The sequence below is a fragment of the Clostridium beijerinckii HUN142 genome (genome assembly GCF_000621745.1).
In the GTDB taxonomy this organism is placed as follows: Bacteria; Bacillota; Clostridia; order Clostridiales; family Clostridiaceae; genus Clostridium; species Clostridium beijerinckii_A.
Map to the genome: position 1 here is coordinate 127064 of NZ_JHXK01000021.1, position 22696 is coordinate 149759.

General features: G+C 28.8%; 24 protein-coding genes and 1 rRNA gene. 9 read left to right on the forward strand and 16 right to left on the reverse strand.

What is annotated here, in order from left to right:
- Nucleotides 1-19: 19 nt before the first annotated feature.
- Entirely contained in the window at nucleotides 20-502 is a 483-nt protein-coding gene (locus T483_RS0111795) for a hypothetical protein (RefSeq protein ID WP_026887036.1), read from the forward strand.
- A gap of 111 nt (nucleotides 503-613) precedes the next feature.
- Here T483_RS0111795 and T483_RS0111800 read toward each other — a convergent pair whose 3' ends face one another.
- Nucleotides 614-1057 (reverse strand): GNAT family N-acetyltransferase, encoded by a 444-nt coding sequence (locus T483_RS0111800; RefSeq protein WP_026887037.1) that lies wholly within the window; start codon nucleotides 1055-1057, stop codon nucleotides 614-616.
- 424 nt (nucleotides 1058-1481) lie between these two features.
- Here T483_RS0111800 and T483_RS0111805 point away from each other — a divergent pair, with 424 nt between their 5' ends.
- Nucleotides 1482-1799 (forward strand): hypothetical protein, encoded by a 318-nt coding sequence (locus T483_RS0111805; protein WP_026887038.1) that lies wholly within the window; start codon nucleotides 1482-1484, stop codon nucleotides 1797-1799.
- A 207-nt stretch (nucleotides 1800-2006) separates the two neighbouring features.
- On the opposite strand, the gene T483_RS29055 is transcribed toward T483_RS0111805, so the two are convergent.
- From T483_RS29055 to T483_RS0111830, 4 genes are all read right to left on the reverse strand, one after another.
- Nucleotides 2007-2420: a metallophosphoesterase family protein gene (locus tag T483_RS29055; RefSeq protein WP_347460306.1), complete on the reverse strand. Its 414-nt coding sequence runs from the start codon at nucleotides 2418-2420 to the stop codon at nucleotides 2007-2009.
- A gap of 87 nt (nucleotides 2421-2507) precedes the next feature.
- The gene (locus T483_RS0111815) at nucleotides 2508-2756 is read right to left on the reverse strand and encodes a hypothetical protein (protein WP_026887039.1); all 249 of its coding nucleotides are present in this window, start codon (nucleotides 2754-2756) and stop codon (nucleotides 2508-2510) included.
- Nucleotides 2757-2999: 243 nt separating this feature from the next.
- Complete coding sequence (locus T483_RS0111820) at nucleotides 3000-4241, reverse strand: hypothetical protein (protein WP_026887040.1); 1242 nt, start codon at nucleotides 4239-4241, stop codon at nucleotides 3000-3002.
- A gap of 747 nt (nucleotides 4242-4988) precedes the next feature.
- Complete coding sequence (locus tag T483_RS0111830) at nucleotides 4989-5345, reverse strand: winged helix-turn-helix transcriptional regulator (protein ID WP_026887041.1); 357 nt, start codon at nucleotides 5343-5345, stop codon at nucleotides 4989-4991.
- Between the two features lie 160 nt (nucleotides 5346-5505).
- Between T483_RS0111830 and T483_RS0111835 the strand changes: the two genes are divergently transcribed.
- Both T483_RS0111835 and T483_RS0111840 read left to right on the forward strand, forming a co-directional pair.
- Nucleotides 5506-6321 carry a nitroreductase family protein gene (locus T483_RS0111835; protein WP_026887042.1) on the forward strand — a complete coding sequence of 272 codons (816 nt, stop codon included), beginning with the start codon at nucleotides 5506-5508 and terminating at the stop codon, nucleotides 6319-6321.
- A 721-nt stretch (nucleotides 6322-7042) separates the two neighbouring features.
- Nucleotides 7043-7360, forward strand: a complete 318-nt coding sequence (locus T483_RS0111840; RefSeq protein WP_026887043.1) for a hypothetical protein — start codon at nucleotides 7043-7045, stop codon at nucleotides 7358-7360.
- Nucleotides 7361-7743: 383 nt separating this feature from the next.
- Here the strand turns inward: T483_RS0111840 and T483_RS0111845 are convergent, their stop codons facing one another.
- The 5 genes from T483_RS0111845 to T483_RS0111865 all read right to left on the reverse strand — a co-directional run bounded on the left by T483_RS0111845 (nucleotide 7744) and on the right by T483_RS0111865 (nucleotide 12294).
- The gene (locus T483_RS0111845) at nucleotides 7744-7956 is read right to left on the reverse strand and encodes a transcriptional regulator (protein ID WP_026887044.1); all 213 of its coding nucleotides are present in this window, start codon (nucleotides 7954-7956) and stop codon (nucleotides 7744-7746) included.
- Nucleotides 7957-8222: 266 nt separating this feature from the next.
- Nucleotides 8223-9080, reverse strand: coding sequence for a YitT family protein (locus tag T483_RS0111850; protein ID WP_026887045.1), 858 nt, complete (start codon nucleotides 9078-9080; stop codon nucleotides 8223-8225).
- 182 nt (nucleotides 9081-9262) lie between these two features.
- Nucleotides 9263-9994 carry a sulfite exporter TauE/SafE family protein gene (locus T483_RS0111855; RefSeq protein ID WP_026887046.1) on the reverse strand — a complete coding sequence of 244 codons (732 nt, stop codon included), beginning with the start codon at nucleotides 9992-9994 and terminating at the stop codon, nucleotides 9263-9265.
- A 160-nt stretch (nucleotides 9995-10154) separates the two neighbouring features.
- Nucleotides 10155-11870 carry a methyl-accepting chemotaxis protein gene (locus T483_RS0111860; protein WP_026887047.1) on the reverse strand — a complete coding sequence of 572 codons (1716 nt, stop codon included), beginning with the start codon at nucleotides 11868-11870 and terminating at the stop codon, nucleotides 10155-10157.
- The gene (locus T483_RS0111865; protein ID WP_026887048.1) at nucleotides 11854-12294 is read right to left on the reverse strand and encodes a chemotaxis protein CheW; all 441 of its coding nucleotides are present in this window, start codon (nucleotides 12292-12294) and stop codon (nucleotides 11854-11856) included. Before T483_RS0111865 ends, T483_RS0111860 begins: the two co-directional genes overlap by 17 nt.
- Nucleotides 12295-12472: 178 nt before the next feature.
- Here T483_RS0111865 and T483_RS0111870 point away from each other — a divergent pair, with 178 nt between their 5' ends.
- Both T483_RS0111870 and T483_RS0111875 read left to right on the forward strand, forming a co-directional pair.
- Nucleotides 12473-12784, forward strand: coding sequence for a hypothetical protein (locus T483_RS0111870; RefSeq protein ID WP_026887049.1), 312 nt, complete (start codon nucleotides 12473-12475; stop codon nucleotides 12782-12784).
- A 50-nt stretch (nucleotides 12785-12834) separates the two neighbouring features.
- On the forward strand, nucleotides 12835-13152 hold the full coding sequence (locus T483_RS0111875) for a hypothetical protein (protein WP_026887050.1): 318 nt from the start codon (nucleotides 12835-12837) through the stop codon (nucleotides 13150-13152).
- Between the two features lie 462 nt (nucleotides 13153-13614).
- Here T483_RS0111875 and T483_RS0111880 read toward each other — a convergent pair whose 3' ends face one another.
- Entirely contained in the window at nucleotides 13615-14007 is a 393-nt protein-coding gene (locus T483_RS0111880) for a hypothetical protein (protein WP_026887051.1), read from the reverse strand.
- Nucleotides 14008-14587: 580 nt separating this feature from the next.
- On the opposite strand from T483_RS0111880, the gene T483_RS0111885 reads away from it, so the two are divergent.
- Nucleotides 14588-14782 (forward strand): hypothetical protein, encoded by a 195-nt coding sequence (locus tag T483_RS0111885; RefSeq protein ID WP_026887052.1) that lies wholly within the window; start codon nucleotides 14588-14590, stop codon nucleotides 14780-14782.
- A gap of 83 nt (nucleotides 14783-14865) precedes the next feature.
- Here T483_RS0111885 and T483_RS0111890 read toward each other — a convergent pair whose 3' ends face one another.
- A complete protein-coding gene (locus tag T483_RS0111890; protein ID WP_026887053.1) occupies nucleotides 14866-15660 on the reverse strand; it encodes a PdaC/SigV domain-containing protein in 795 nt (264 codons plus the stop codon).
- A 174-nt stretch (nucleotides 15661-15834) separates the two neighbouring features.
- Between T483_RS0111890 and T483_RS0111895 the strand changes: the two genes are divergently transcribed.
- On the forward strand, nucleotides 15835-16188 hold the full coding sequence (locus T483_RS0111895) for a helix-turn-helix domain-containing protein (protein ID WP_026887054.1): 354 nt from the start codon (nucleotides 15835-15837) through the stop codon (nucleotides 16186-16188).
- On the forward strand, nucleotides 16169-16828 hold the full coding sequence (locus T483_RS0111900) for an ImmA/IrrE family metallo-endopeptidase (RefSeq protein ID WP_026887055.1): 660 nt from the start codon (nucleotides 16169-16171) through the stop codon (nucleotides 16826-16828). The genes T483_RS0111895 and T483_RS0111900 overlap by 20 nt, the downstream gene beginning before the upstream one ends.
- 479 nt (nucleotides 16829-17307) lie before the next feature.
- On the opposite strand, the gene T483_RS0111905 is transcribed toward T483_RS0111900, so the two are convergent.
- The 4 genes from T483_RS0111905 to rrf form a co-directional block, all read right to left on the reverse strand.
- Nucleotides 17308-19278 (reverse strand): methyl-accepting chemotaxis protein, encoded by a 1971-nt coding sequence (locus T483_RS0111905; protein WP_026887056.1) that lies wholly within the window; start codon nucleotides 19276-19278, stop codon nucleotides 17308-17310.
- 442 nt (nucleotides 19279-19720) lie between these two features.
- The gene (locus T483_RS0111910) at nucleotides 19721-21199 is read right to left on the reverse strand and encodes a S8 family peptidase (protein WP_026887057.1); all 1479 of its coding nucleotides are present in this window, start codon (nucleotides 21197-21199) and stop codon (nucleotides 19721-19723) included.
- 386 nt (nucleotides 21200-21585) lie between these two features.
- Nucleotides 21586-21828, reverse strand: a complete 243-nt coding sequence (locus tag T483_RS0111915) for a hypothetical protein (RefSeq protein WP_026887058.1) — start codon at nucleotides 21826-21828, stop codon at nucleotides 21586-21588.
- A gap of 568 nt (nucleotides 21829-22396) precedes the next feature.
- Nucleotides 22397-22513: ribosomal RNA gene (gene rrf / locus T483_RS0111920) — 5S ribosomal RNA — on the reverse strand.
- Between the last annotated feature and the right edge of the window lie 183 nt (nucleotides 22514-22696).

The window sequence follows — 22696 nt, forward strand, 5'->3', positions numbered from 1 at the left end:
TGTGAAAGGTGGTTAAATAATGATTGAATTTATAATGTCAAACTTAAATATTTTTATTCCCCTATTACTTATATTTTTGACAATTGATACTTTTCTGCTGGCTTATAAGGCTTGTTTAACATTCACTACAAACTTAAAAATCTCATATAACACTTCAAAAAGTTATTATAATAAAGATAGCAAAATAGCAATTATAAATTTAACTATAGAAAATAATTCATCTAATCCAATAGATATTATAAAAGTAAAATTAACTTCTGGTTTTAAATCATATTTAGCAACCTCTCCAAAGATAAAAGTTGCTTATAATAAAACCAAGTCTAAACCTATTGATTCAATAGTATTATTAGAAAATATTCTAAATAATACAAATATGCCTGCACATACTACTTTAACTGGTTATGTTGTTTTTGAAAATGTTCAAGTAAGAAGTAATTCAAAAAATCATAATATAGTAGTAAAAACTTCTAATAAAGTTTTGAGAAAGAAAATTAAACTATAATGTTTTGTGCATATAGCATCATTTAAATTCTTATATGTATTAGAATCTTTATGTAATCCAAATCTATAAATAAATTTTCATATCCACGAAGATAACCTTTAGGTTCATTTTCTATAGGTCTATTTTTAAATAAATCATATCAACAAGTTGTATTCCATTTTCAAAAATAGGATGGTCATAATTGTCTGTAAAAAAATTTTTAATTCTGTGTGATACACGAAATCCGCAGTTTTCATAAAATGGAATTGTCAGATTGCTATCGCCTGTCCCAACAATCATAGTTCTACATTTACCTTTATAATAGTCAAAAATGTATTCTATGAGTTTTTTACCATACCCTTTTCCTTGATATTTCTCATATGTAGCTATATTCTTTAATTCATATATCCTGCTATCTTTTTTCACTACTACGCAAATACTTTTTAAATCATTATCATATAAAGCAAACATTTCTCCATTCTCTAAATATCTATCAATCATATCTTCTTGTTCGTCTGCTAGCAGTAATAAATTAAGAAATTGCTTTTTATTATTTAAGATTTTTTTAACTTCCATTTCCATCAACTCCCATACAATACAACTTCTCTTTTTTCTGATCGATTTTTAATTAAATAAATTATAGCATATTTGGTAAACCTAATATTATTTGATTTTAAAATCTCTATTTTTACTAACCATAATTTTTTAGCGATTAGCTTTGTCCAAATTTTAATCACACAAATTACCAATTAATAATTTGAATAATTAAATTGTAATTTCACATACTAAATATTGAAGTGATGATAATCTGAATTTTATTTTAATCTATTAATTAACAGCTTCCATCGTAAAGATGGCCAGCTCTAATAATTAAGAAACAAATATCCTAAATGAACACAATTTAAATCTCCAAAGCTCTCAACACGAGAGCTTTTTTACTGTCTAGAAAAGTATAATTTTTTTTACTAAAATTTAAAATGATGAAGTGAGGCTAAAACAAATGAAACCAAAATTTTTTTTCACAACTCTTTTGATAATAACAATATCTATGATGCAAAGCACAAAAGCAATTTTTGAATCAAATACATATAAAGAAGGCGTATATGATATTACAGATACGCCGCAAGTTAAAGCCACAGCTATGCTTACAACACCAGATGCGATTGCAAGCTTAATAATATTTGATCCTAATGGTAATGAAATCTTTTATAAAAAGTTTTATACTGTAAACGAACCTATAAATTTAGGCGCTATTTTAGATGATGATCGTATTGCTGTGATTGGAAAAGGTGAAATAGCAATTACTATTCATCAATAGATATTTAGCTCTTAAATTCATTCAAATCATAATTATTATCTTATAGAAATAATAATTTCCTTATAATGAATATTTATTTCTTAACTTCACATAATACTTTTGAAATAAATTATAATTTTCCCTTCATTGTAATCCATTTAGTGAGCCTCTTTTTTATAGAGGCTCACTAGCTATATATATTCTATTTTTCTATCCAACCAGTATATCCTATCTAGCATTTAATATACACTTTTCATATTCATCAATAAAAGGAAATTTATTTTTTATGGATATATCAATAATTTCATTTACTGGATATTCAATTCGTCTATTTATTAATTTAACTTCATTTTCTAAGAATTCTAATATACCATAAGATATTCTATTATCTCCATCAAGAGAATTTCCAACACTTCCAACATTAAATATTTTTTTACCATCAATTTCGCCTATAAAAGAATTATGAGAATGACCGCATAAAATTAATTGTTCCTTCACTCCACTTATAGACTTTTTAATATCTTCTTTATGTACAGTACCATCAATTGCTTCAACTATAGATTTTGGTGTTCCGTGAACGCAAAGTATTTCAATATTATTAAGTGTAATCGACGACTCTAGCGGTAAACTATCAGTTATTATATATTCTTATTATTGCACTCTTCGAACTTCAACCTAAAATTAGTATCATAATTTTAAATATGAAAATAGCACCTACATTTGTGGTGCTTAATTACATTTTACATAAATATTTACTAATTCAATTTCCTTACTTCCTTTTGGCAATTTGGGGATCTCATCGTCACCATATTTCATTCTTATTAAAGCCGCTCTATAAATATCATCCGAATAATTACCGTATTTATATAAAAATATTGCCGTTTCTTTTTCTAAACAATTTGGCATTATATCTTCAATATCATATTTCTTTCCTTTGTATTTAAATATACATTTTATTAACGTTTTTGCTGTATTCATATTAATCACCCTAATTATATAAATATATGTTAAATTGAAAAATCTGTTCTCTTTCTTATAATTCATTTTTAGTATTCTTAATATATAACTAGAAAATTCAAGATACAAAAAACTCCCCTTTGATTATAGATTTCTATTTTTAAATATATCTAAAATTTAAGGGGAGTATATAAATTCTAAAGTTTTATTTAGTTAAATTGGCCCTCTACTTTATTAGCCTTTAATATTACATAGAAATTATAATTAAAATCTTTCTCCATTTAAACACCTAATTAGATTAATTATAGAATTCACTCGTCCTTGAGTTGCAGATCCACAAGTGCCAGTATCTCCTATTAATATATTGGCTAGAGCTAATACATCATTAACTGTTGAGTTAATAGGCAACCCAATTTGTAATAGTAAATTACTACAACCAAGAGCACCTGCTAACTGACCACTATAAAATGGTATAAACTTAATATTATAGGCCAATGCAAGTGTTTCAGCCATAAGCCTTCCAAGTGTATTGGCTGGTAAATTATTACCCAAATTGTCTCCGCATGAATTATCTAGTACATGGGTACAGTAATTTCCTGCTAATATAGTGTCAGAAAGAATTATTCTTTTCACCAAAATTTCCCTAATCCCACTACCAATTATTACAGGATTATCAACTCTTCCATCACCATTCGCATCAAGAATCGCATGTCCATCATCACTCATCCAAAAAGCTCTAGTTCCTCCCCAATTTAAAATTGAACAAGTTGCACTGGCAACCCCAAAATAAAGATCATTAATTCCATACATTTCAGGAAGTGCAGCTACGACAAAAACATAATTTGTCACTCCACCTACGTATTCTTCTATAGGAATAGGCATTTGAACAGTAAATGTGAAAGTTGCCCCTGGTGCTAATCCACTACTTGTATATACCATCCCCTGATCTAAAGCTGCTACATTTAATGGAGCATTGCCTTTATTAGCAATATTAATTCTGAACGTTGCTGTTCCTCCAGCTACAATCTTTTCAGTTTCACAAATTTTCTCTACTGTAAAGTTTGGATTTACTATTGTAACTAGATTAACATCATAAGCAGAAATCTCATTTGAATAACCAAGAGGATTATAAGCTGCAACTACAGTACTTACCAATGGATTCGGATCACTTTCAACAACCAAATGACTGCTTTGGAAAGTAACAGATGCTCCTGGTCCCAGAATAAATGCTCCTGCATTTATTGCCTTTATAGTAAGGTCTGTAACCACATTGTTAATAATATCTACAACACCTTTTAATACAAGGTTCGGAGAATTAAGCGAACTTGTATTGGTAATAACATAGGTGTAAGTTAATATATCACCTACTCTGCCATATGCGGGACCAGTCTTCGATATTTGGATAGAAGACTGACCTGAAGATTCAACAACAGTGCTATCACTTATTTCAGATGCAGTTTGAGTTGCTGTATTAGTAATTTCAATTTGCCTTGTTTGAGTTGGCATAATTTCAATTCCTCCTTATCATAAGTTTACTGATTGTAATATATTTTATGAGAAAGTTACAAATTATGTTACACCTATCCACACATATGATCTCCCATGCTTAGAACTTTTCTTCCTAGTTAAACTACTTCCACTTTAGATGATGATAACTAAATCTGGTATTAACTTAATTAGTCATAATTAAATTTTTTATTGTAATTGTATATTTTACTGAAACATCGTCAATACTCTTATATGAAAAGAGTAATATCTTAATTAAAATAGAGGCAGTATCTTCAGTGTCCCCCACTGATACTACCTCTATTTTTTATGTTTTTATAAAGAACATAAATTATCTATAATCTCAAACTACTATATAATACTTACTTGCCATTTCATTATATATAATTGATATCTAATTTTCTCTAGCTCCTAGCAAATCTTTCCTTAAATTAATTTCAAGAAATACACATAGGTATATATTATTAACTCCCAAAACACTTTGCAGCAACCACACTTTCATCATAAGTAAGTACTGACACTTTTAGCCATGATTTCAATTACTACTAAACGAATCGTTTTCAAGCTGACATCGTATAGAAAATATGTGACTTTTTATTTTTATTTTGAATATTTCTTTCTACGTGTGGAATACTAATTATGTGACATAAATTAAGTTTTCATAATTATTTTTCGGACTCCTCTTTTGTAGGAGTCCCCCCCATCCCAATATATTCTCACATAAAACGTAGTATCTTTAATTTCATATTATATTTTTTCTTTAATAATATTTTTATCCTCAATAGTATTTGAATAGTCAATTGCCCAATCACATAAATTAGCTAAAATAGGTAAGAGACTTCTTCCATAGTTAGTTAAAGAATACTCAACTTTAGGAGGCACTTGATTATAAGCAATCCTATTAATTAACTCATCATCCTCTAAAGCTCTTAGCTGTTGAGTTAACATCTTTTGTGTAATATTAGGTAAACTTCTTTTTAATTCATTAAATCTCATAGTCCTTTTACCTAAATGCCAAATAATTATTGTTTTCCACTTTCCTCCTATAACATCTAAAGTTAATTCCATAGAACAATTGTATTTAATCCCTTTAAATCTTATCATTTTTGACTACCTCTTTAATTTAAGTATATACATAGTAACTACGTTACTAAAAAGTGCGTTCTTGATAATAATTCCTATAACATATAAATTATATTTTGTAAGTATCCTAATATAATTAACCTAGGATCTTATTAAATATTAACAAATAGGAGTGATATCAATGGAGTTAATTACTGTAAAAAAATCAACATGTGTTAAATGTGGGCTTTGTTCAAATGTATGTCCCAGTGGAGTTTTATCTATGAAAGAAAATGGTCCAATAGCTATACACCCAAATAATTGCATTGCTTGTGGACATTGTGTTGCAGTGTGTCCATCTAGTTCAATAGATAATATTAAAACACCATTAGCGAATCAACTGGATTTAGAATCCTTTCCAATTATAAATTCAAATACTGCCGAATCGTTTCTTAGATCTCGTCGTTCAATACGTTGCTACAAAGAAAGGCAAGTTCCTCAACATACACTATTAGAATTAGTTAATATAGCTCGTTTTGCACCGACAGCTAGTAATACACAAGGACTTTCATATGTTATAATAAAAAATAAAAAAGTTTTACAACAGGCCACAGAAATAGTAGTCGAATGGATGGAAGATCAACTTAAAAATTCTCTCTCTCCCCATTGGAGCTTTTCAAGGCATGTTAAAAATTATAGAGAGGGTGGCACGGACACAATTTTACGTAATGCTCCACACATAATATTAGCAACATCTCCAAAAGACTTTAAAAATGGAATAAAGAATACAATTTCTGCATTCTCATATCTTGAATTATTTGCTACTACTCTTGGATTAGGTTCATGTTGGGCTGGATTATTTGAAATGTGCGCTTTTTTAAATTATAAACCACTACTAGAACTGTTCCACATTCCTGATACCAAAGTTATAACAGGTGCTGTTATGGTTGGCTATCCAAAATATCAATATAAGAAAATAGTAGATAGGAACCCACTAGAAGTTGAATTTATTGACTAATAACCTTAAAATAAATTTATAATTTCCAGGCAGAAGCATAATCCTATTTCGAAAACTAATAGGATTATGCTTCTGCCTATATATAAGTTATTAAATTACTAAAAATTTAATTTATAATTACTTTCATAAATTAAGAGTTTGCATAATTAAAATCCATAACTCCAATATGCAATATATAATCACATATTCTATACATTGATAAAAACTGCTAAATAACTCAATTATGGAATTTCCTCAAATATTTAAAATAATTTCTTTAAAGATCTTTTTATACCTTTAAAAATTAAATACGTAAAATCTATGACTCTCCCAAAAATCATCCAAATTATTATAAGTATTAATACTAAAATTACACTAATTACAACTTCCACACAAAACGCTCTCTTTAGCACAATATATTTATTATTAAAATACAGCACTTACATAACCTGTTATAACCAATTAATTATAACATATTTTGTAATTAAAATATCGTACTGATTTTGAAAGTAACTCGTTTATTTATTAACATATCCTATAACTAAGTTTATAAACTCTATTACTAATTACATAATTCACTAACATCTTAAATGTGAATCTATTATTATAACATATATTGGGTATTTTATTATAATTCATTGAGTGAATTGCACATAAATTTTCTTTAATAATCACATAATATAAAAAAAGTAAAAATAATAGTTTAATTCTACAGATAAAACTATGAAAGGTAGTTGTACTAATGAAAAAGTTTATTATTATATTTTCTGTTTTCTTACTTATATCATTTAATATGAGTATAATAAGTGCTTCAGCTGATCCCAAAACTTTAACCGAAGGTTTTTATAAAGTTAGGGATATAGGATTAATCCCCAATACTACTTATAAAGTTAGGAATAGCTCCCCTACTGGTAGATCTGTTATTATTATCTTTGACTCTAATCAACAGATGCAGGAATTCTTAAGACTTGAGCCAAATTCTCCTGATTACCTTGTAAAGCCTTTAGAATTTGGTTCCATAGTTATAATTATTGGAGGCGGTAATATTACGTTTTCTTAATAAGTACAAAAAGATATCTCAAATTCATTTGAATAATGAAATATTCTAAAATCTTTAAAATTCTATTTATTAATAACATAACAATTTTCGTGGGAGGATATGTTTGTAAAATAATCTTCCCTATTTTTATTTGCAGATATACTAATTCTAACCAATGTTTTCCGAACTTCTATACTCACGAATATGCATCTTAATTAAATAAGATTTTTCATATGAAGTAACTAATCAAGAAGGAAAGACATCGCCTAATAATAAAAGCAAGATCATGAAATCTAATAAACAATACAGATACACGAAAACGCATTAGACTTTTTTCACTTTTTAAACGCCCATATTATTTTCTACTACTACCTATTAAATTTTTTCGCGTTATAATATTGAGGTTAAATATTATCTTTTATTCTAATACTTCTTGGGCATTTACCTGATCTATAGATATATCCCTTCTTTTCTAATCGCTCTATATGTGCATGCACACTTGATGTGGAGGCCAATCCAGATAACTTTCCAATTTCCCTAACTGTTGGAGATATTTTCTCTTTGTCTATATAGTTTTTGATAATATTCAATATTTCTTGCTGCTTTTCTGTTAACATAGAACCATCTCCCTATAGCTTCATATATAATGTCATTTAATACTCAAAGTTGCTTGTTTAATTGGAGTATCTGAATCTATTTAAATTATCAGACATTAAACAACGCAAACATATGTTTGCTTATATATTACTACTTTTAGGGTATTTTGTAAATAAGAACGACAAAAGAGCCAAAACTAAAGTTAATTTTGGCACTTTTTTAGTCTATAATCTTATGCGATTGTTTATTTGATATAGTCTTATTATTTTTTATGCTTGCTATTAATTTAATGTATAGCTTTCTTTGCGTATTTTTTCCCCGTTCCTTCAACACTTGTAATTGTAACTAATGCATCTTCATCAAAGCCATGCACAATGCTTTTTAGTTTTGCTATCTCAAGCCTTGATAGGACTACATAAATAACATTTGTTTCTGTACCGCTATAAGCTCCTTTTCCATCTAGCAAAGTAATTCCTCTACCAAGTCTAGCCATTATTGCCTCTGATATTTCATTATTCTTATCCGATACAATTATTACTGCTTTTGACTCATTAAGACCTTCAACTGTTATGTCTATGGTTTTAAAAGCAATGAAGTATGCTATTAAAGAATACATTGCTCTATCCCATCCGAATAAAAAACCTGAAATTCCTAAGATGAAAAAATTAAAAAACATAACTATTTCTCCAATAGAAAATGCAGTCCTTTTTTCTAATATTATTGCCACAATTTCTGTTCCATCTAATGAACCACCATTTCTTATAATTAAGCCTACTCCAACTCCTATTATAATTCCACCAAATATAGTAGCTAAAAGTACATCTTGTGTTATTCGTGGAACAGGATGAAGTAATGTCACCACAATTGACAAGCATATTACTGAAAATATAGTTGAAATAGCGAATGTTTTTCCTATTTGCCTATATCCTACTATAACAAAAGGCAAATTGAATAGAAATATAAATACCCCCAGTTGCACTTTTGCTAAATAGCTTGCCATAATTGATATTCCTGTCATACCTCCATCAATTATATTATTAGGTATCAAGAATATCTCTAAACCTATTGCTACCAAAATCGAACCTATTATCATAAATAGTATTCTACTTGCTTTAACCCAAATATCGTTATATTTTTTTGTCATTTAATTCCCCCTTAAAATTAATCAATATATTTTATTTAATAATAAAAACTATGCTATATAAATTATAACACAGTTTTCATTACTTTATTATACGTTTTTAATATTGATTAAGTATTTGAATTTGAAAAATTCATTAAATAATAATATATATAATCTCCCTTTATTTTTTTAGTTATGTATTATTAGCTAAAAAAACTCTTTAAGAATAAAATCATTCCACTTGCTATGAGTAAAGCAATTACTGATTTTTTAACTGTTTCTTCTTTCATCTTTGAATCAACTTTAACTCCTATAATCATTCCAATAATAACTGCTGGAGAAAGCCATAAAGCCATGATTAATGCTTCCTTAGTTAATATTCCTGTAAATAAGTATAAGAAAAATCTAAATATATTATCTACTAGAAAAACACAACAGATATTTCCACGAAATTCATTTTTGTTCTCTGTAGTTCTACTGACATATGCAACCAAAAGTGCACCAATTCCATAAAGCCCAGCTAATATTCCTGAAATTACTCCTATTACTATGAGAAAAATAATACTAGTTTTTTTATTTTGAATTTTACTAGGTTTTCTTGTCAACATCTCTATCGCTATTCCAATAATTACAATACCTAATACAGATTTTAATATCCAATCACTTCCAGCCTTTAATAAAAATGTTCCAGGTACAATGCCTACTAGCAGCATAAGCGATAATGGAATAACAATTTTCAAAGAAATATTTTTTCTTTCTTTCCATGCCATATAAGTATTTGTTGGAATTCCAAAGAGAAGATCTACAGGTGTTGTTAACCTATTTGATACTACAAACGAAAATAACGAACCCATAACAAGTGTATTTCCAAAGCCAGTTATACCCTTCGTAAAATATGCAAACAAAGTTGAAATAAAAAGATATATATTTTGCATTTCTTCCCCCCATAAACTCAAATTATATCCTTAACTTTTGTTACTATTATCAATTATAACACATTATGTAAATATATCTCCCATCATATGTTAAATTATGTATGTCTTTACCTAAAGCAAAGGTGTAGACCCTTCATACTTACTACACCTCATCATTAGTTTAAGTTCTAAATTTAGCTATTAAATCTTGTAGATCTATAGAAACATGCTTTAGATCTTTTGCAGATTGATTTATTTGTTCCATACTTGCAGACTGTTGTTCTATAGATGCCGATATCTCCTCCGTAGTCGAAGCTGACTCTTCTGCTATTGCAGACATATCGCTTATACTGCTTACAACATCATTTTTATTATAGTCTATACTATTTATGCTGACTACTATTCTATCTATTTGCTTGACAACATTGGATGCTGAATTTTCTATAATTTCAAACGCCTTTTCAGTGCCATCTGATGCCTCACCCATTTGCATTACCATATCCCCTACAGTTATCATTTCTGATTTAGTCTTATTTATTTCCTTCTTAACATCTCGAACGATATTATCTATTTCCTTTGTTGAATCTGCAGCTTCATATGCAAGTTTTCTAATTTCCTCTGCCACAATAGCAAATCCCTTTCCTTGTGCTCCCGCTCTTGCCGCTTCTATGGCTGCATTAAGAGACAATATATTAATTTGTGATGTAATGCCTTTAATTGCGTCAGTTATTTTCTCAATTGATTGTGATTTATTATTTAAAACACTAACTTGATCGAGTATATTTTCTGCTACTTTATGGTTTGATTCTACAACATTTTTTAATTTATTTATATTCTCCATGCCTTCCAAATTTGATTTTGACGCCAATTCCATATAATTTTTCACTAAATTAGTATTTTCTACTGAATCATGAATTTCTTTTGCTAAGACCTCTAATTTATCTACTCCAGTTTCAGCATTCCTGGCAAGCTCAGTAGATCCTTGCACCATTTCATCAATTGCTTTCGCTATAGCCTCTATTGACTGAGATGTTTCGGATATTATATTTGACAAAACGTCAGAATTCAATGCTATATTTATAGAATTCTGTTTAATGCTTTCCACAAGTTCTCTTAATGTTCTTCTCATATTTGCTAAGGCCATACCCATATCGTAAAATTCGTCCTTATATCTTTTTATTATATTCAAACCAGCGTGGTCAAATACTAAATCTAAATTCGCAGTTTTATTAATAAATTTAACCAAGAAATTTATTCTTTTTGTAATAATGTTAATTATAGATATTGTTACTATAAGGCTGATTATGATTATAATTGTTACGTTTAGTGTGAGCATTAGTCTTGAGTGATTATAAATTTGATCATTTTGTACATTCGCCAAATTCGCCTGTTCTTGGTTATATTGAACAAGTTTTTCAATTGCGCTATTTACATTCTCAAAATCTTGCCTAGATTCTCCACGCATTAAATTAAATGCATCCTTAGTTTGAGATTCTCTACTCAATTGAATAGTCTTCCTGCTAGTTTCAAAATACTTAGGATAATACACTTTAATTTCTTTAACTATATCCATATCATCTCTTGATATTATCGTTCCTTGATATTCTTTTAATTCATTTTCAAACTCTTCTCTCAAATCTTGAAGTTCTTTTTCTGTAGCGTTCATTAAGTCAGGATCATCTTCTAGCACATGCCTGTATTCTCTAAGTCTATATTCCGACATAGTTTGATCCATGGTATGAGCCAAATCACTACCCTTAGACCAAACTTCTGTAATCTCGCTTGCTTTGTCTTTTACACTTTTAATTGATATTATAGAATACACTCCTAAAAAAGACGTTAGTAAAATTATTAGCCCAAATGAAGTAATGAGTTTATTTCTAATTGTAAATTTCATTTAAACACTTCCTCCAAAATAAATTTAAATCTAATATAACTACTAGATAATTATCTTTTTTAGCAATTCCAATAATATATTCATTTCCATTATATACATCATAATTAATGTTTTTTATACTATCCTTTGGAATCCTTATAACATCCTCAACTTCATCAACTGTCGCCCCAAAAACACCTTCCCTATCTTCAATAATTATTATTTCCTGTTCATCATTTCTTTTTTCACTTTCTCTGCCTATCTTCTCACCTAAATTAATGATTGATATTATCTTTCCCCTTAAATTTATGACTCCTAGTATATATTCTCTACTGAATGGTATTTTAGTAGGAATAGTATAACCTATAATTTCATTAACTTGTTTTATTGGAACTGCATACTTTTGTTTCCCTATATTAAACACTACAAATTGCTCTTCAACCATTAATTCCACCCCCTGTATATCTGCAGCATAATACTTCATTACATAATATGAGAATTGGAAATACATTGTTACCAGGTAAATAAGTAAAATATTTAAAACTCTGTTTTTTGAATATATTTCTCTTATCTTCAAAAAATAAAACATACTTACAGTAAAATAAAAAAAGGTGGTTACGTTAATGAAAAAAATTAGTACTATACTGTTTATTTTCCTACTATTTAATATAGCAATAACGGCTTCTGCCGATCAACCTAGACTTCTTAAACAAGGCTTTTACACAACAAAGGATTTGAATTTATCTCCTGATTCTCTACATACCATACAAAATACTTCTCAAAATGAATATGTTTCTGTAGTTCTTTTTGATTCTAATGAAATTGTTCAGGAATTTGTAAGATTAGAGCCTCAATCAGGAAAGTATGCTTTGCCACCTATACAAAGTGGATATGAAATAATAATAATTGGCAATGGTGAAGTTACTATTTCCTAGGATATATCGATTAATACATTTAAGCAACAAATATAAAGGTGGTTATACTTATGAAAAAATTCACTCTTTCAATATTATTTTTCTTATTTTTGTCGTTAAACATTTCAGCAATTTACGCTCTGTCAATATCAAGAGTTTTAAAGAAAGGGTTCTACACATTAGAAGATTTAAAATTATCTCCTAATACAAATTATACTATTCAAAATGACTCGTATAATGAGCGTGCTTACATACTTGTTTTTGATTCTGAACAAAACTTTATACAGTCTTTACGGTTAAGACCACAATCACAAAAATATAACTTAATTCCACTTAAAGATGGATATAAAATAGTTGTAGTCGGAAATGGAGAAGTGATTATATCTTAAAAACGAATAAGTCCGCAAGATTTATTTAGTATTTAATGATAATGCTTTTATAATTGCTGTCAATTCTAATCACGGCGTTGACCAATATATAAGTTTAAGACTACACTCAGCTAAACGTGATTTACTTCCGCTTAAGGAAATCTATACTATATAGTTTTATCTAATAGTACTAAAGTTCTTATATCAAAAAAGCCCCCATGGAACAAAATCATAGGAGACTTAAGCGCTGAAGATTTTTTTAGCATCTGCCTTTTCGAACGCATGTGAGAAAAATTTGGCAGGCGAACATGATTTATTTTTTTATTCTTTTATAGTAATTAACCCTAGTAAAATAGACTACTATAAAAGTTATCCACAGATTTAATTGCATTATAATTTCCTAAAGAATAAAATAATGTCATTTAGTTAACTAAATGACATCTCCATATAAAGTGACTTTCTCTATGAACTTTTAATTGAATTTTATTTGCCTTCTTCTAACAATACAGACATCATTAATGCTAGGTCGTTCTTTTTTTCATTATCCCTAATAAAGTTTCCTACTTTATTATCTGTTGTTATTATTTGAATATATTCTTTGGCATCTTCATTTTTAACATTGAATGATTTTATATTTTCTCTTGATATTTTATCTGTATACGCAATATCGGATAGTCCTCCCCAAGCAGAATGTGTAATAGCCTGTATATATAAATTTTTAGGAGTAAGAATCAATTTAAAATCATTTACTATCCCACCTGCAACCCCTTGTCCAATCAAATTAACCAACGTATTTGCTACTTTACTTGAAGCTTTAATGTCTTTGTAAGAATTAATAGAACATAGTATTTCTTCATCATTTAATATACTTGCCATATTTTAACCTCCAAATTATATATTTTAATTGAATAAATAATTAATTATCTGCATTACAATCTCATCAGATTTCTTACCTAATTATATCATGTATTGTAAATATGTTCCTAGTATTAATTTCTTAATTTTAATATGCATGCGTTCTAGTAATAAAATTATATTTAAAACTCTAGTAAATAAAACGCCAAATCAAGGCAAAATGTCTAACTTGAATTACAACATATATAATTTGCTCATATTACATATAGCATTATCTATATAATCCTCATACAAACTATAAGAATATTTCTAAAACATAAGATCAATAAAAATTCATAAGTTATATCCTTATTCTTTTAGAAATATTAGTGTCTAAAATTAAATCCTCTTGCAAATAACCATAAAATGTAAATTGTGTTATAATGAATATTTTAGAGAATTGTAGTTTAGTTAAGAGTAATAGCATATTGTTTTAATAATTCATGACTTTATGTGAGGGTGAGTTTTTTTGATAACTTTAAAAAAAGCCATTATATCTTCTATTGCAATTATAACATGATTTGCAGGAGCATATTTATTTTGTCATTCCACACCAGAGAGGGTGATTCGTTCCGATTTATTTTTTGAAGGACATATAATTGGTGCCTTTAATACAGACGTTTATAAAGGTGGTGTAGATTTACAATATGGACAGTTCTATGTTTGCAGAAATCCTGCAATAGGACCTGATCATTATACACTTATTGAAAAAAATGGCCTCTGGTATATAAATCTAAATGGTACTGGCGGAGGCTAAGCAGCATCAATGAATTGAAAAATATAGGTGGTCAATCTCACCTATATTTTTTATCTTATAAAAACTCTACTTAAAGATTTCTATTATTTTTCTATTATAAATTCCGCATGATCACCTATAGCATGAATCATTGGAATGCTAATTACTATTTTATTATCTTCCATATAACTATAGGCTCCTTTCTTTGGAATTTCAATCACTCCATCTTTCTTATGAAAATCCGCATCTTCTAGTATACTTAAGAGTTCATCATCACTAATGCTTTTTATAGCAGACTTTTGTACTTCTACTAATTTATCATTTTCTGAAAGCATTTTAACATCATCCAACTTTTTTAATTTCTTTAGTATGTCCTGTATATTAGCATAGTCTGAAAGACCTACAGTTGAACCTTTTTCCAAATCTACATTTACTGTATAAAAAATTGAAGTTGGATATGCTGTTCCTTTAATATTTATCAGTCCATTAAAAACTATTGATATATATTTATCATTTTTAGTTTTCACTTTATAATTTACTTCCATATTTATGTCATTAATATTTGTGCCATTCTCAACATATATATTTAAAATACTTAGAGCTTCATTCTTTAAATCGTTATTGATGGAGTCAAGCTTTGCTGAATCAGCATAATTTTTTATTTGGGGATAGTTAATCTTCACGAGATTTTTACTATAAACTTTATCAACTATTTCGTATTGTTTTGATTCATTACTTAAAGAGATTTTCATATTGGAATAATTAGTTTTATTGACAACTAAAACCTCTTTTTTTATTGAATTAATACATTTTAGATTATTAGCGTAAAAAATTCTTATTAATACAAAACTAAATATTGATATACTAATTAATATCAGTACTGATTTTCTAGTTTTCATATGTATCTCCTTTGATTCTTTAATTTTAAAGGTTAATTTTATTAATTATTTTGTCCTCACATTACTCAAATAATGTAGTCTAGAGTTTAATAATAAAATTACTTTCATTTTTTTGATTTTTCCATTGAATTTATCGGTCACTATGATAAAATTATCTTAAGAGGTGAATTTATAATGTTAGGTGATAAAGTAAAACTACTCAGAAAAGATAGGAAGATTACACAGCAAAAGTTAGCTGAAGCTATTGGTGTAAGCCAATCTACCATAGGAATGATAGAAGGAAACAGACAAGGTGCTAGTAATGATACATTAATTAAGTTGGCAAATACTTTAAATACTACTGTTGATTACTTATTGTCTGATAATATAGAAGAATTAGACTTTCCTGATAAGAAAATTAGTGCCCCTGAATTTGGCGATGATGATATAAGAAGAATTGAGAGAGCTCGAAGAAAAATGGATCCTAAAAACAAAGAAAAAATGATGAAAATTTTAAGGTCTGCTTTTGATGAGTACTTCGACGATTAGATATACGCATATAAAACGTATAGTTAACGATATTTATATAAAATTAAATATTAGCAAGTTTCCTATAAACGTATTTGAAATAATAGGTTCTTTCGATAATATAAAAATAGTTTCTTATCATCGATTCATGCTTGATCACAATTTAACTAAAGAAGAAACTTTTGAAATATTAACTTCTGACGAAGGATGTACTGATTATTTTAAACCTTTAAATAAATATATAATTTATTATAATGATTTAAATTTTAAATCTGATGAAAGGATTAGGTGGACTTTAACTCATGAATTAGGTCATATTTTATGTAGCCATTATTCATCTGATAGTACCAAAATATTTGATGATTACCTATCAGAATCTGAATATAAAATTATGGAGGCTGAAGCAAATTATTTTACTGGTCTTTTATTATCTAATCCAGTAATTCTTCATAAGTTGAATATTAGGTCTTCTAATGATATAGAAACATACTGTTCAATATCTTCTGAAGCCGCTCGTTACAGATATAAATTTTATAAAAAATGGTGTCAAAATACTATTTTAAATAGTTCAGACAGGTTTATTCTTAGGAATTTCCAAACATACTTAAATACTCAAAGGCTTGAATATTTAGAATTTATTAATTTTATCAATTCATTTTAGCTATATATATTGCAGTAATAAACTTATATTTAAAATTCTAGTGAAACTAATGCTCAATTAAGACTACAATATGGAAACTTAACTGCGATAAATATTATCTAAGATAATATTTGTATATATATGTTGCAATAATAAATTTACATTTAAAATTTAAAAATTCTAGTGAGACAAATGCTCAGTTAAGGCCAGAATGTAAAATTTTAATTGCAACATGTATAGTACAAAATATAATACTTTAAATACACTTCCATAAAACATAAATAAAGGAGATATCGTACTATGACCCACTCACTTTCAAGTGGAATGCCTTAATATCGTCAATCTGATATGATCCATCTATGGTAGAGAGTTAATATAAAGAAACTATCTATCATAAGGAGGGCATCTCAAATTTTAATATATTAGTACGATAGCTCCTTATTTATAAAAATTCAAATCTTATTATTATTAAATTTTACTAATGCTACAGATAAATCGAATTAATTGGTTTTAAACTTATCCGTTAATTCTTTAAGTATTATAGCCATATCACTAAAGCTCTGAACTGATGCTGTCATTTCTTCGATTGAAGCTACTTGTTCTTCAGTAGCAGCAGATATTCCTTGAGTTTCCCCTGCCACTGATTCAGAAAGTTGCGCAATATCATTTATATTAACAAATACTTCCTTTTCAGTTTTATTCATATTATCTATAGCAGTGCTTACTTCTTGCATATTAGATGCTACTTCTTGTATAGACTTAAATATTAATTGAAAATAGCTATTAGCTTCATTTACTACTTTTGATCCGTCATTAACTTCATTTATACCTCTATTCATAACAACGGCTACATTTTCAGTTTCTTTTTGTATACCATTTATAAGGGCACTAACCTGTCCCGCTGCTTCTCCAGATTGTTCCGCTAATTTACGAACCTCATCAGCGACAACTGCAAATCCCTTTCCTTGTTCTCCTGCACGTGCTGCTTCTATCGCTGCATTTAAAGCCAATAGATTAGTTTGTTCTGAGATGCTCTTTATTACTTCTGTAATTTTTCCTATTGCCTGCGAATGCTCTCCAAGCTTGTCTATAACTTTAGATGTATCATTAACTGATCCTTGAATATTAACCATACTTGAATTAACTTTATGTAGTGCTTCACTTCCCTTTTCAGAATAGCTAGAAGCAGTACCTACAGCTGATGAAACATTATCTGATTTTTCATTTATATCTTTTATTGCTTTATCTAAAATATTCATATTAGAGCTTATCTTATCTATGTTAGAACTTACTAACATAGAACCTTCCGCAATTTCATTAACATTTTCTGCAGAATTTGTAGCAACTTTTGATTGCTGTTCACAAACATCTATCATATCACTAGATGCTGATGAGATCCTATCTGAATGTTCTTTAATATTTGTTATTACACCTCGTAGATTAACAGCCATTTTTTCAAATGCTCTTCCTAAATTACCTATCTCATCTTTGGATTTTATGTTTATATTATTAACTGTTAAATCTCCTCCTGAAATCTTATTTGCCGCATTTAAAAGTACATGCAATGGTTTAGTTGCATACCCAACTAGAACAAAAATACTTCCACATGTAACAAACAATATAGCTAAACCTATTAAAGTAGTGTTAATTAAAGAATGTATACTTTTTTCGACAGTAATGCTTTTAGGAATTTCAGCACAAATAACCCATCCTGTTTTTTTATCCTGAACATAGCTTACAAGCATATTTTCTCCATCCTTAATAACTTCTTCAGAACCACTCTCTCCCTTTACGCCTTTCTTAATAAATTCGAAATCATTTAAATCTGTACGATCTTCTGGCTTATCTAATGCCTTAGTAGGGTGAGCTAGTAATTTACCATCTGAATCTACAATATAAACAGTTGCATTATTTTGTGAAAGTTCTTTAACAAAAGAATTTAATACTGAAAGTTCAATGTTTCCTTGTAAGGTTCCCGTTACAGCTCCACCTTCCTTATCTCTAATAGGCGTAGCTAACACTGTGATTAAACTTCCATTATCTCTACTTACAAGAACTTCAGATACAACTTCGTCCTGCCCTTTAAGTGCTGATTTATAAAAATTACGGTCTGATATATCTGATGATTTAGCGTCATCGCTTCTTACAAACTGAACTCCATCTAATTTAGTAACAGCTGTAAATGATAAATCCGGATATACTTTTGAACTCTCAACTAAAATTGGTTTAGATTTTTCTGCATCATAGGAACTAATAATAGGATTTCTCGCCATGCTCTTTATCCCATACATATTCCTTTCAATTAAACCATTTATTTTTTCATCTACAATTTCTGCTCTTTTGAAATTATCAGCTAGTGCATTTTCTATCGCAATCTTTTGTGAAAAAAACAAATTAACGATTGTGAATATTATCAAAGGCACAGAACTTGCAAGAAGAAGTATTAATGTCAACTTCCTTTTAATATTCATGTTTTTCCTCCTAAATTATTATATATATTTCTAAAATATTAGATCAGTACTTTAATTAATATTCGACAATATTAACTAAATACCTCCTATAAAACAGACATTTTTTATTAATTATAGTAATTAACCCAACAAATTACAAGGAAGTTGATTTACATATTCGTAAATAAATTTCCTCTTTTAATCTTTTTCTATTGTGAATTATTGCTTTATTTTAATAATGTTCTTTAAGAACAAAATCACAGGCGAATAAGATTTCTTTTTTATTCTTTTTAAAATACAAAAACTAGTCAATCAACCTTTTTAAGTTATACCCTCAAGGAGTACCTCGTCCACAGATTTTATTGGAATATAAATTCCTAAAGAATAAAAAAATACATTACCTTCCACAAAATAGTGGCCAGTAACGTATTTATTAAGTTCTATTCTATTATATTAAATATTTTTAACGAATTTGGAATGAAGTATTGTAAGAACTCGTCATATAACCACTATACGTAGTCTCAGCAAGAACCTTATAAGTACCCTTTGTTGTAGTTCTGTATGTTAAAATTCCTAAAAAAACCTCTCCATATCTATCTGTCATTCCTTTATACACTGTCACAATATCCTTTGGTGAAGTAACTGTAAATTTCACCACTGCTCCTTGCATTGTTTTACCTGAAGCATCTGTAACCTTGGCTTTTACATACATTATCTCCCCTGCTAAGTAAGAAGTTTTGTTTGTCAATACAACTGTTTTTGTCTCCAACTTTGAAGGTTGTGTTGTGACAGGTTGACTTGCAACTGGTTGTGTCACCGTTGATACTTGTCCTTTAGGTGCCTGTATTAACCCATAGCCATACCAACTATCTTTTCCGCTTGTTCCTAAGTCAATAACATTTTCGGTAAGTTTCGCACGTAATTGACTTGGAGAAAGTCCTGGATTCGCTTGCTTTAATAATGCTAAATCTCCTGTAACAAAAGGTGCTGCCATTGAAGTACCACTCATATATACATATTTATTGTTTAAATATGTACTAAGAATATTAACGCCTGGTGCCGCTACTTCAACAGTACTTCCTGTAGAAGAAAACGAAGGTCTTTTATTGTTAGAATCAATTGCCGCTACTGCTATAACTGAACTATATTTTGCTGGATAATCTACTGTATCCGTTGTTCCATCTGATGCACCATCATTTCCTGCTGCCGCAACAACTACAATTCCTTGATTATAAGCCTTGTCCACTTCTTGCTGCAAAGCAGTTGATGGCATAGAGCTGCCAAGACTTAAGTTAATAATGTCCATTTTATTTGTAATACACCAATCTATCCCTGCGATTATATCCGAAAGATATCCTGAACCATCACTTCCTAATACTTTTACAGCATAAAGACTTGCCTCATTTGCAACTCCAACAGCTCCATAGCCGTTATTTTTTGCTCCGATTATACCTGCTACATGAGTTCCATGGCCATTATCATCCAAATATGAAGTTGTATAAGAAGTGAAAGCCGTTCCCCCGGATACTAATAAATCCTCATGGTTAGCTATCCCCGTATCAACAACTCCGATTTTTACTCCTTTTCCCGTATAGCTTGAAGCCCATGCTGTTGGCGCTTGAATCTTATTCACTCCCCAATCCACTGTCTGAGAATTTGCTTTAACTATTACATCTGGCTCTACAGCTAATATGTTTGGATCATCTTTTAAATCCTTGATAGCAGTAGTTGGAACAGATGCTGACAAAACGTTTGCATTTTTGTACTCACGTCTTACATTTCCTCTAGCTTTTGAAACTATATTTTTATCAGCCTTGTTTTTAAAAACTACTATTACACGTTCATTGGGTGTAGAGACTGATGTTACTACCGCTGCATTAACATTTGTTGTAAATCCAAATGCAACCAATAAAACGGTAATTGTTGAAATAATTTTTTTCATTTGTATACCCCTCCTAAAACTTATCTTTTGTAAATTTGCTTGATTAAACTTCTCCCCCCTCTTTTAGCGATTCTTCTCTCTTCATATAAATCAAAAATAGCTTTTTATCTGTACCTTCAAAGAACCGAACAGTTAAGCAGATTTGATTAATCATGTTTTATTCTAACCAAAAAGCAGGTGGCTCAATTAAAACTACCTGCTTTTGTGTTAAATACTCAGCAATAATAAGCGAATTATATTTACTTTCAAATATTTTACTACTAATTTTTATTTTTTGATTTACATCAACTCAAATCTCACGTTTATAACCTTGTAAAGGCTATCTCCTTTCGGATACAATCGAGTTCCATAGTTGCAACACGTTAATATGAAATTGTAAAATACGTCTAATTTGTAATATTCATTTCTGTGAACGACTCTAAAACATAATTTGTATTATCTATAGTTGTGACAATTAATTTATTGGTAGAGTTTTTAACTTTAGCAACAGTACCTGTTAATATCGATAGACAATCCTCCACCAAAATAGGAATATCATTTACTACTACCAAGTCCATATTATCACACTTTTCCTTCATCCAATTATTTAAGATAGATTCTCCTTCAGATAAATTACAACTTACCCCCATTAAATATTCTCCTCCCATATCCCTTTTAAATGTGCTGTATTTTTTGGATTTTTATTTAATTTTTATTATTTAATTATCGTATAATAATATTATTGCTTTAATATTATTATTAGAATATTTTTGATAAATCCTAATAATAAAACTTTTACACCTAATTATTTGACACCATTTTAACATATTACTCCATATGTTACAATAAAATTAAATTTATAATATATCCTCCAAACATACAAATAACTAACATATAAAACTCAACTCAATAGATTCATTTCTTGTAAAGACCTCTTTTTCTCTTAAAGGTAGTATACAAACCAAAGTAAAGCCATAAATGCAAAATTTATATATTCCTTTATAACCTACGAAATAAGCTATAAGCTTATTATTAAATTTATTTACTAATCTGATGGAATTCCTTTTCCTATTAGCCTATTTTCCCTACTTGCAATATCATTTATTATATTATCAAGTTTTCCTTCAATATTTTTGAGTGCTTTTTCTCTATTTCTAATTTAACCATTAAATTTTAATGACACAAAAAAAGATAGCTATTACAGCTATCTTTTCAATTACCTCGCAACGTCCTACTCTGCCACACAGTCTCCCATGCAGTACCATCGGCGCTATAGACCTTAACTTTCCTGTTCGGAATGGGAAGGAGTGTTACCTCTATGCCATCATCACGAGATGCTAGTTCATTCCAAATCTTTGATTTGGCTTCATGAACTGTACTCCTCAACTTCGTTGAGCGAGTTTCCTTTGAAAAAACTTTGTTCTTTCAAAATTGCACACAGTTTCTTTAATGTATTTACAACTTGACTATATTGGTCAAGCCCTCGACCTATTAGTATCAGTCAGCTAAATATGTTAC

Excerpts from the sequence above, each read along its gene's own strand:
- T483_RS0111860 (WP_026887047.1), bottom strand. The coding sequence starts at position 11,870 with ATGAAATTTACAATTAGAAATAAACTCATTACTTCATTTGGGCTAATA.
- T483_RS0111910 (WP_026887057.1), bottom strand. The coding sequence starts at position 21,199 with ATGAAAAAAATTATTTCAACAATTACCGTTTTATTGGTTGCATTTGGA.
- T483_RS0111895 (WP_026887054.1), top strand. The coding sequence starts at position 15,835 with ATGTTAGGTGATAAAGTAAAACTACTCAGAAAAGATAGGAAGATTACA.
- T483_RS0111855 (WP_026887046.1), bottom strand. The coding sequence starts at position 9,994 with ATGCAAAATATATATCTTTTTATTTCAACTTTGTTTGCATATTTTACG.
- T483_RS0111835 (WP_026887042.1), top strand. The coding sequence starts at position 5,506 with ATGGAGTTAATTACTGTAAAAAAATCAACATGTGTTAAATGTGGGCTT.
- T483_RS0111800 (WP_026887037.1), bottom strand. The coding sequence starts at position 1,057 with ATGGAAGTTAAAAAAATCTTAAATAATAAAAAGCAATTTCTTAATTTA.
- T483_RS0111845 (WP_026887044.1), bottom strand. The coding sequence starts at position 7,956 with ATGTTAACAGAAAAGCAGCAAGAAATATTGAATATTATCAAAAACTAT.
- T483_RS0111840 (WP_026887043.1), top strand. The coding sequence starts at position 7,043 with ATGAAAAAGTTTATTATTATATTTTCTGTTTTCTTACTTATATCATTT.
- T483_RS0111870 (WP_026887049.1), top strand. The coding sequence starts at position 12,473 with ATGAAAAAAATTAGTACTATACTGTTTATTTTCCTACTATTTAATATA.
- T483_RS0111805 (WP_026887038.1), top strand. The coding sequence starts at position 1,482 with ATGAAACCAAAATTTTTTTTCACAACTCTTTTGATAATAACAATATCT.
- T483_RS0111875 (WP_026887050.1), top strand. The coding sequence starts at position 12,835 with ATGAAAAAATTCACTCTTTCAATATTATTTTTCTTATTTTTGTCGTTA.
- T483_RS0111880 (WP_026887051.1), bottom strand. The coding sequence starts at position 14,007 with ATGGCAAGTATATTAAATGATGAAGAAATACTATGTTCTATTAATTCT.
- T483_RS0111850 (WP_026887045.1), bottom strand. The coding sequence starts at position 9,080 with ATGACAAAAAAATATAACGATATTTGGGTTAAAGCAAGTAGAATACTA.
- T483_RS0111915 (WP_026887058.1), bottom strand. The coding sequence starts at position 21,828 with ATGGGGGTAAGTTGTAATTTATCTGAAGGAGAATCTATCTTAAATAAT.
- T483_RS0111865 (WP_026887048.1), bottom strand. The coding sequence starts at position 12,294 with ATGGTTGAAGAGCAATTTGTAGTGTTTAATATAGGGAAACAAAAGTAT.
- T483_RS0111890 (WP_026887053.1), bottom strand. The coding sequence starts at position 15,660 with ATGAAAACTAGAAAATCAGTACTGATATTAATTAGTATATCAATATTT.
- T483_RS0111795 (WP_026887036.1), top strand. The coding sequence starts at position 20 with ATGATTGAATTTATAATGTCAAACTTAAATATTTTTATTCCCCTATTA.
- T483_RS0111815 (WP_026887039.1), bottom strand. The coding sequence starts at position 2,756 with ATGAATACAGCAAAAACGTTAATAAAATGTATATTTAAATACAAAGGA.
- T483_RS0111905 (WP_026887056.1), bottom strand. The coding sequence starts at position 19,278 with ATGAATATTAAAAGGAAGTTGACATTAATACTTCTTCTTGCAAGTTCT.
- T483_RS0111820 (WP_026887040.1), bottom strand. The coding sequence starts at position 4,241 with ATGCCAACTCAAACAAGGCAAATTGAAATTACTAATACAGCAACTCAA.
- T483_RS0111830 (WP_026887041.1), bottom strand. The coding sequence starts at position 5,345 with ATGATAAGATTTAAAGGGATTAAATACAATTGTTCTATGGAATTAACT.
- T483_RS0111900 (WP_026887055.1), top strand. The coding sequence starts at position 16,169 with ATGAGTACTTCGACGATTAGATATACGCATATAAAACGTATAGTTAAC.